This window comes from Paraburkholderia sp. EG287B (genome assembly GCF_040965595.1).
Lineage (GTDB): Bacteria > Pseudomonadota > Gammaproteobacteria > Burkholderiales > Burkholderiaceae > Paraburkholderia.
Genome location: NZ_JBFRCG010000107.1, coordinates 1 through 280, shown reverse-complemented (window position 1 = coordinate 280; position 280 = coordinate 1). Strand labels below are relative to the sequence as shown.

Genomic DNA, 280 nt, shown 5'->3' with positions numbered 1-280 from the left:
CTTCGTCGAGCAGCAGGATCAACCGTGCACGCCTCACCTCGCCAACGGCCATTGTGCGGCTGCGCTGCATCGACATCAGTTCTTCGCGCTCGGTTTCACTCAGATTCATTTTGCCCATGCACCATTAGATCAGTGTAATTTCATTGGTTCACTGGACTAGTTATCCAGCCAGTGAATAGAATTGCTGTGCGGGATTCTGATCGACACCACCATCGTCCATCTGCCCCTTGACGATCATGTGCATAACTTCGATGCCGCCCAACAGGATGCGGGCACAACG

General features: G+C 53.2%; 2 pseudogenes. Both read right to left on the bottom strand.

Annotation, left to right across the window (positions count from 1 at the left end):
- Positions 1-118 (bottom strand): annotated as a pseudogene (locus tag AB4Y40_RS42930) (IS630 family transposase); the annotation flags it as partial.
- 42 nt (positions 119-160) lie between these two features.
- Positions 161-280: pseudogene (locus AB4Y40_RS42925) on the bottom strand (IS6 family transposase); the annotation flags it as partial.